The 8,084-nt window shown below is 72.6% G+C and carries 6 protein-coding genes and 1 pseudogene; 3 read left to right on the top strand and 4 right to left on the bottom strand.

Translation table 11 applies throughout. From position 1 onward, the window contains the following. Together ACWF94_RS26475 and ACWF94_RS26480 are read right to left on the bottom strand one after the other, a co-directional pair. Nucleotides 1-299: pseudogene (locus ACWF94_RS26475) on the bottom strand (cytochrome P450); the annotation flags it as partial. Nucleotides 300-511: 212 nt separating this feature from the next. Beyond that, complete coding sequence (locus tag ACWF94_RS26480) at nucleotides 512-1,855, bottom strand: cytochrome P450 (protein ID WP_453493443.1); 1,344 nt, start codon at nucleotides 1,853-1,855, stop codon at nucleotides 512-514. 818 nt (nucleotides 1,856-2,673) lie between these two features. Here ACWF94_RS26480 and ACWF94_RS26485 point away from each other — a divergent pair. Continuing rightward, on the top strand, nucleotides 2,674-3,357 hold the full coding sequence (locus tag ACWF94_RS26485) for an IclR family transcriptional regulator (protein WP_453493458.1): 684 nt from the start codon (nucleotides 2,674-2,676) through the stop codon (nucleotides 3,355-3,357). 171 nt (nucleotides 3,358-3,528) lie between these two features. Here ACWF94_RS26485 and ACWF94_RS26490 read toward each other — a convergent pair whose 3' ends face one another. Together ACWF94_RS26490 and ACWF94_RS26495 are read right to left on the bottom strand one after the other, a co-directional pair. Then, on the bottom strand, nucleotides 3,529-4,446 hold the full coding sequence (locus ACWF94_RS26490; protein ID WP_453493446.1) for a class I SAM-dependent methyltransferase: 918 nt from the start codon (nucleotides 4,444-4,446) through the stop codon (nucleotides 3,529-3,531). Nucleotides 4,447-4,822: 376 nt separating this feature from the next. Further along, nucleotides 4,823-6,079, bottom strand: coding sequence for an aspartate aminotransferase family protein (locus ACWF94_RS26495; protein ID WP_453493449.1), 1,257 nt, complete (start codon nucleotides 6,077-6,079; stop codon nucleotides 4,823-4,825). Between the two features lie 340 nt (nucleotides 6,080-6,419). Between ACWF94_RS26495 and ACWF94_RS26500 the strand changes: the two genes are divergently transcribed. Both ACWF94_RS26500 and ACWF94_RS26505 read left to right on the top strand, forming a co-directional pair. After that, nucleotides 6,420-7,463, top strand: a complete 1,044-nt coding sequence (locus tag ACWF94_RS26500) for a hypothetical protein (RefSeq protein WP_453493452.1) — start codon at nucleotides 6,420-6,422, stop codon at nucleotides 7,461-7,463. Beyond that, nucleotides 7,460-8,041, top strand: a complete 582-nt coding sequence (locus tag ACWF94_RS26505; protein WP_453493455.1) for a hypothetical protein — start codon at nucleotides 7,460-7,462, stop codon at nucleotides 8,039-8,041. Before ACWF94_RS26500 ends, ACWF94_RS26505 begins: the two co-directional genes overlap by 4 nt. Nucleotides 8,042-8,084 lie beyond the last annotated feature (43 nt).

An 8,084-nucleotide genomic window follows, 5' to 3' on the forward strand; every position in this document is an offset into this window, starting at 1 on the left:
ACGTCTCCGCTGGCGATCGCCACGCCGTTGCCGGCGAGTGGCCGCAGCTGGTCGTAGAAGCGGCCCTTCTCGAAGTGCCGGGCCTTGTGCACCGTGACGTCGTGGACCAGCTCAGCTGTGGTGGTGACGTAGACGGGGAGCGTGCCGACATCGATGCGGACCAGATCCCCGTACTCACGGAGCGACAGCAGAAAGCCGAGAGGGTCGCGCCACATCTTCAGCGCGTGCCCCAGGAGCGGCACCGCGCCCGGCACGCGCGGAGCCGAGTGGAGTCCGACTGATTGCGGCACAGCTGTCACGTGAAGTCCCCCTGGCTCTCAGCGGAGCGCTGCCTCGCTGTGAGGGTGCTCAGGGGGAGGATCCCCGTACGCCGGAGTGGGCCAAACGTCCACTGGGCGAGGGCCCCCGCCCAGTGGTTGCGCGGCACAGCCGGATGCGCCCCGTGGCACCGGAGCCGACGGCTCCGGGCCTGCGGCGCCTGCCCGAACGGCGCGGCCCGCCCCTGCTCCGGTCAGCGCCGGCCGACCGCCACCGAGGTCGGTGCGCGGAAGGACAGCAGCCCCAGATACGGGGTCTCCGCACCCGCCAGAGGCATGAGTCCGGGCAGTGAACGGGCGGCCGTACGCAGGGCGACCGCCGCTTCGGTACGCGCCAGCAGGGCACCCGGGCAGCGATGGCGCCCGGCCCCGAAGGACAGATGGAGCCGGACGTTGGGACGGTGCGGGCACAGCCGGGCGGGTTCGTCGAAGATCTCGGGGTCCGACCCGGTGCCCATGAGCATCAGCAGCAGCGGGGCCCCGGCGGGCACGGGCACTCCGCCGACACGCGCGTCCCGCGCGGACCTCCGCCGCCAGGTCGTCACCGGCGGTTCGCGGCGCAGTATCTCCTCCGACCACGCCTCCGCGAAGCCCTCCTCGCCCGCCGCGCGATCCCAGGCCGCCCCGTCGTCGAGCGCTCTGCGCAGCACCGTGGCGATCAGCTGGCCGGTGGTGGCCTGTCCGGCGATGAAGACGAAGTAGCAGACCGCCACGGCGGTCGCGAGGTCCGGGGCCTCCTCGCGCAGCGCCGCCATCAGGCTCCCCGGCGCGGCCTCGGCGGCGCAGCGGCCGGTCAGCCAGGTGTGGAACTCCGCGGCCTCGTCCGCCAGGACCAGCTGACGCTCCGGCGAGGGACGTCCCCAGAACAGCTCCAGGGACGCGTCGCTCCACCGCGACAGCGTCGCCGGGTCCGCCCCCTCCACACCGAGCAGTTCCGTCATCACCCGGCAGGGCAGGACGCGCGCGAAGTCCGCGACGAGTTCGCAGCTCCCCTCGGCGTCGAGCCGTTGTGCCACCGGCACCAGCAACTCCCGTGCCGTGCGCTCGATGAACGGTACGGAGCCGGCGACTCGCTGGGCGTTGAAGAAGCGGGTGACCACCCGGCGCAGCCCGTGGTGTGACGGCCCGCCGTTGTCCGCCAGCGCGGGCGGCAGCGAGAAGCCGGCCCGGGCGAGCCGCCGGAGCGCGGCCACCGAGAGCGGGGTGACGGCGTGCTGGGCGTTGTCGGGGAGGAACGTCACCGGATCGAGCAGTACTTCGCGCACGTCCTGGTACCGGCTGATCAGCCACAGGCCCGTCCCCGGATCCCGGTACACGGGCGCGGCCTCCCGCAGCAGATCGAGCGAGGGGTGGGGATCCCGGACGAACGATTCCCCGAACAGGTCGAGCGGCGATTCCCCGAACAGCTCCATGGCCGCTTTCCAGGCCCGAGCCGTGGACTCTTCCCCGGGCAGATCCGTGGTCGCTTGCGCGGGCAGATCCGTGGACGCTTCCCCGGGCAGATCCGTGGAGCCGAGCGCGTCGGGTGAGCTGTACATGCGGTGCCGTCCTCGAATCCTGTGCGCTGGACCGCGTGCACCGGCTCCACTGCCGTACCGGCCCACCGATACCTTGATCGACCCGCCCACACTACGCCGAGGCTCTCCGATCGCCTCAAGGGGGCGACACCGGCTCCCACCACCGGAGCGGTCCGCGCGGCCCCGGACGTCCAGGGGCGGCGGTCCGTACGGGCGGCGATCTCCTTCGCCCGGTTATGGCGCGTTCGATTTTCGGGGCCCCGGTGAATTCCCTGGCGAACGACCAGTTCACTCCTCTTGGCGACCCCATGAACGCCTCTGCGCCCCCCTGTGGACACATTCTGAAAGAATGGCCGATTCTCTGCGGTTTGGCCGAATCCATCAATATCTTCCCTGCAAGGGAACTGCCCGCCCCCGCGCAATCACGGGTCGACGGTGGTCGTCACCGCACAAACCGAACTTAATGATCGCGTACGGAATGGCCGGATGTCTGTGCAGATCCGCATTTCATCGAGGTCGGCAGTGCTAGAGTTCCCATTCTGTCCAGTGTTGAGTGCACTGGTGGCCAACCGGGGGGTTCGGCGCGGCTGCGGGAGCATGCCTTCGAACAGCCCCGAACCGCTTTCCAGCGCCTTCAGCAAGACCTGCTATGTCTCATGTCTCATGTCTCGAAGGCTGACGCCGCGCTCTGTCCCGGCACATCGCCGACCTGGCCTTCATGGAGGCACTCGCCCGTCGGGCGGTGCCGGCTCGTACTCCACGCTGCTCCCCCCGGACTCTCGGAGGAGATGCCTTTGTCCGTATCGACGAGGTCCTCCCGCTCCATGCTCGCCCGCGGCATGAGCGTTCTGCGCTGCTTTCGGCCTGGCGAACCGGAACTTCCGCTCTCAGAAATAGCGCGTAGGGCCGACATGCCCAAAGCCACTGCCCACCGGATCATCGCGGAACTCGTCGAGGAAGGCATGCTGGAGCGGGGTGAGAAAGGTCTGCGGCTCGGCGTCGCCCTATTCGTCCTCGGCGCGCAAGTGCCCCGGCAGCTCAAACTCCGCGATCTCGCATTCCCGTATGCGGAAAAGCTGCATCAACTCACCCAGGGAAGTGCGTTCGTCTTCATATTCGACGCATTCGGCCATGACGCGGCACTGGTGGACGCGGTACGCCGCGCATACGGCGCGGGCACCGGGCTCGGCGCCGAGGAGGAGACCCGGGCCGCGGCCCTGGCCGCGACCAGGATCTTCCACGTGTACGGCGCGGGTGCCGCTCTCCCGCCCCGGGGCGCACCCCTGCGGGCCGAGGAATCCGCCCGGGTCCTGGGCCAGGGATTCGCCGTCATCCGCGGCGCGACCGGTGCGGTCGGTTTGGCCGCGCCCGTACTGACGGCGTCCGGCTCCGCTGTGGGGGCGCTGGCCGTCGCGGGCCCCCAGCGGCTGCAGCCGGCGAAGGCCGCCTCGCACCTGAGGGCGGCCTGCGCCGCCCTGTCGCGTGCCCTGCAGCGAACACCCGAGCTGGTTCAGGTCTGGTGATCCGCATCCCGGCACCGCCGGGCCCTGCGGCTACACGGACGACAGCCATGTGCGCCCGGAGCCGGCGGGGGAGGGAGAGACCACCCCTCAGCGGTCCGGGCGCCACGTACGGGAGGCTCACGGTGGAACCTGCGCCGGGCGGCGCCCCGGGCGGCATTCTCGCAGGCCGACTCAGGACCGTCGCGCCCGTCGCGCCGTGAACAGGGTGGGCAGCAGCCGCCCCGCCAGATACTCGTCGCGGGCCGCCGTGAGGGTACGCCGGATCAGCTCCGCCGACTCGGTCCCGTAGATCCGGGCGACGCTGCCCCGGAAGATCCGTACCACCTTGAGCCGGTCGGCGAGCAGTGCGGCGGCCCACTCCCCGAGGTCGCGCCGCACCACGTCGGCGAAGCCCGCGCGATCGAGCTGGCGCAGCCGCTCGGCGACCGGGGTGGTGAAGAAGACACCGTGCGGATGGGTCGCGCGGAACGCCTCCGACGGGCCCTCGTCGCCAGGCGTCAGGCTGACCTCCTCCGTGAGGACGAGCAGCCCGCCGGGGCGCAGCAGCCGCCCGGCCTCGCGCATGACCTCACCGGGCTCGGGGAAGTGCGGCATCGATCCCGTCACCACCACGACGTCGAGGGAGGCGTCGGGGAGCGGGACGGCCGTGGCGGACGCGCAGATCTCGGTCATCGCGCCGCGCCCCTGTGCGCGGCTGATACGGCGGCTGACCGCACAGTGCTCGGCGACGAGGTCGACACCGTACGCACGTCGTACGGCCGGCCCACGCGCGACGAGCCGGTCCACCGTGTACCGCAGCGCGCCCCCGAAACCGCTGCCCAGTTCGCACAGCTCCAGCGGAGCGCTGCCGAAGGAGCCGTCATCCGCCGCGCCGATGGCGTCGGCGACCAGGTCGCAGCCCTGCGGCCGGAAGTGCCCCATCTGGTCGAGACCGAGCAGGCCGCTCGGTCCCTCCTCACCGGTGAACGCGATGATGGACCGCTCGGTGCGCTCCCAGTCGTGCAGCGCGGGGAACAGCTCCCGGTGGTAGCGGTACTGGACCCCGTGCTGCCCGTCCGCCGCCGCCGGGCCGCCCGCCGGCGCGGTCATCGCCGCGTCCTCTCGGGTGCGGTGGAGCGCGCCGGCGTCCCGCGCCGGCCGGTCGTGGCCCACGGTGCGGGGCTGGCGCGCAGCGCACGGACGGGGTCGGCGCGCGGCCCGGCGTCCGGGACGGAGCCGTGCACGGGCCCACCGGGGAGGGGGGAGTCGGCCGACGTGATGCGGGTGACGGTGTCCCTCTCGATTCGGGTGACCGGCGGCATGCGGTTTCCTCCAGGGGTTGTCACACGGATTCCTCCCTCTGCTGGTACTGCCGTTCGTCTCCGGCGTGCCCGCTGTGTCCGAGGGCGCCGTTCCACCGGGCGGCCCGGCCGGATCCACCCATGCCGGATCCACCCCTCCCGGATCCATGCCGGATCCACCCGGCTCAGGGCGCCGCCGGGGCCCGGGAGCGGAACTCGTCGGGTACCGCGGCGCAGACGGCGTCCAGGGTGGCGAGCGCCTCCTCGGCGTCCTCGTCCGTGGCGACCAGTGGCGGAAGCAGCCGGAGCACCTCCGGCCGCCCCAGGCACGGCGAGACCACCAGCCCCCGCCGCCCGAGTTCCAGCAGGACGTCTCCGGCCACGGCGGGGGTGGCGAACTCCACGCCCCACAGCAGCCCCCGGCCCCTTACGTCCCCGATCAGGGCGGGGTGGCGCCCGGCGAGCCGCGCGAGACCGGCGGAGAGCAGCGTGGCCAGACGCTCGCCACGCGCGGCGAGTTCCTCCACGGCCGAGAGCGCCGCGACACCGGCCGCCGCGCCCAGCGGATGCCCGGAGAACGTCGTGGTGTGCACAAACGGGTCGGCGGCCAGCGGCGCGTAGAACTCCTCCGTCGCCACCACGGCGGACACCGGCTGCACCCCGCCGCCGAGCGCCTTGCCGAGCAGTACGGCGTCGGGCCGCACCCCGGTGTCCGTGCTGACCAGGCGCGGCCCGCATCTGCGCAGTCCGGTCTGGATCTCGTCGGCGATGAAGAATGCGCCGTTCTCGCGAGCGGCGGATGCCAGAGCCCGCAGGAATCCGGGGTCCAGCGGCCGTACACCGCCTTCGCCCTGAACGGGCTCGACGATGACGGCGGCCACTTCGCCGGCGGCGAAGGCACCGGGAATCGCGGACGCGTCCGCCGCGATATGCGTCACCCCGCCCAGCAGCGGGCCAAGCGACTGCCGGTAGCGCGGGCTCCAGGTCGCGGCCAGCGCACCGAGGGACTTGCCGTGGTACGCGCCCTCGACGGCGAGGACACGGGTGCGGCCGGTGGCGAGGCGGGCCAGTTTGAGCGCCGCCTCGACGGCGTCGCAGCCGTTCAGCCCGAGCCACACCTTCGTCAGCCGCTCCGGGTCCGCGTAGGCGGCCAGCGCCGCGGCGAACCGGGCGGTGGTGCCGTTGCCCAGGACACGGGTCGACACCGGCATCGCGTCGAGTTCACGGCGTACCGCGGACAGGACGGCGGGGTGGCGCTGCCCGAGCAGGGTCACCGCGTAGCTCCCGAAGTCGAGCGCGCCTCGGCCGTCGGAGAGCCGCAGGCGGGCCCCCTCGCCGCTCGCCTCGATCGAGCCGGAGCCGTTCATGCCGTAGACGAGGGCCAGTTGGGGCGAGAGATGCCGGCGGATGGCGTCGAGCGCGCCCCGGTCGGTCGCGGTCATCGGGGCCGTCCTCTCCTTGTCCGGCGGTCGGGACCCCGTGCCGCCCGTCAGTCCGGGCGTCCCAGGAAACCTCGGAGGTCGCGGACAGAGCGGCGAGCGCGGCGAATTCGGTATGCGGCGGGGTGGGGGCGGAACCGTTCGGTCAACAGTGATCGGTTGACGGTGAGTTGATTCTCAACCCCCCGCCCGCGTCGGCGAAAGGTCGCGTTCCGGCAGCCGGAACATTCGTTGATCCGGCGCCGTGGCGCTTGGGAAGCTGCGTAGGGTTCCGGGGGCGCGGTTCCCCCGAGGGGACCGGGCCGCACCGTCGCCACCGTTATCTGGAGGTGAACCGACCACCATGGAAACCACGTTGGCACATTCCGCCGTATTCCCGGATTCCGGCATTCTGGAAAAGCGACTCGGCGCGTTCCTGGAACAGCGCGGAATCGGCAGAGACGCGGTGCTGGGGGAGTTGGACCAGGGTCTGGGCAGTCCCGCGCTCGCGGTCGCCGCCGGATCGGTGCTCGCCGGATTCGGCAATCACCGCAGTGACCTCGATCTGCTCGTTCTCGTGGAGAACGACAGACTCACCCGCTTTCCCATCCAGTCGCACGAGCACGGCACACTGATCGATGTCAGCATCCGCGGGGCGAGCGCCGTACGGGACAGCACAGCCGGGCTGACGGCCGAGCCCTGGCCGCGCTTCGCCACCGTCACCGAGGACGCGTGGAACCACCGCCGCCGGGCCATCAACACCGCGAGCAGGCTGGCGCTGGGACTGCCGCTGGCCGCCTCACCGCCGTGGGACGCCTGGCACGCGGGCCTGCGCCGGCCCTGGCTCGCCGGCGTGGTGCGGCAGTGGTGGACAGTGGAGGCGCACCGGCGCGCGCAGGCCGCCCGCTGGCTGCGCGATCCCAGACCCATGGCGGCGGCCGTCCGCGCGCGGGAGGCCGTCGTCGCCGCGCTCAACGCACGGGCCGCGGCGGGCGGGGAGCTGTACTTCACGGAGAAGTGGGCGGGCGAGAAGCTCAAAGCGCTCGGCGACAACGAGGGCCTGACCCTGCTCCGCGAGGTGCTGCCGCCTCCGCTCGCGCCCCACGAGCGGGTGGCGCGCTGCCTCGACGCCGTCGACGGCCTGATCGGCCCCGCCGCACCCCTGCACTCGGTGCTGCGCTGGGCCACCGGCATCGGGACGACGGCGCTCGACGACCGTACGGTCGTGGACCGCTGGCAGTTACGCGCCCTGGAGGTCCTCCGGCTGGACCTCCCGGCAGGGGACAACGGCGCCGTGATCTGGTCGGGGCCCGCCGGATCCGTTCCCCCGGACGACATCCTGCCGCTGTTCGTCCACGACATGGTGTGGCTCGGTGTCGCACACCCCGACCCGGAGGTGTCAGCTTGACGAGCCCCACCCCGCCCGCGACCGCGGTGGCCGCCGCGGCGGCCGGGACCGCCCCGGCCCGGTCCGACGCGCCCCTGCCCGGCCTGCGCCGGCTGCTCGCCTTCCGCGCCCATGGAGCCGCCCGTCTCCTGCTCAGATGCCGGGCGCGCATGGAGGACATCGAGGGCGCCGTCGTCGCGGGACAGACCGAGATCGCCGTTCTGATGGCGTACGACATGGTGGAGTTCTCCCTGTCCGTGCGCGGGCTGCGCACCGAGGGCGAACTGAGTTACGGGGGCGACCAGGTGAGCTTCGACCCCTTCGCCGGAGTGCCGGCCGACGAGGTCGAGGCCGGGCTGCTCCTCGCCGCGGCGGGCCGTGCGGCGGTGGGCCGCGCCGGAGAGGAGTGGCTGGAGCGGCTCCGCGGCCATCTGCGGGACACCGAGGCGCTCCTGGGCTACGGCGAACCGCTGCCCGACGTCCGGTCCGCGAGCGGTCTGATGAAGGGCTTCAAGCTGGCCCGTACCTGGCAGCCGCTGCTGGATCGCGTCGACCTCCCCGACCTGCTGCCGACCGCCTGGACGCGCCGTGCCGACTGACCCGGGCCGGGAACGCGCCCTGACCGTACGCGGAGTCACCAAG

It is taken from the genome of Streptomyces sp. NPDC055078, assembly GCF_053607985.1.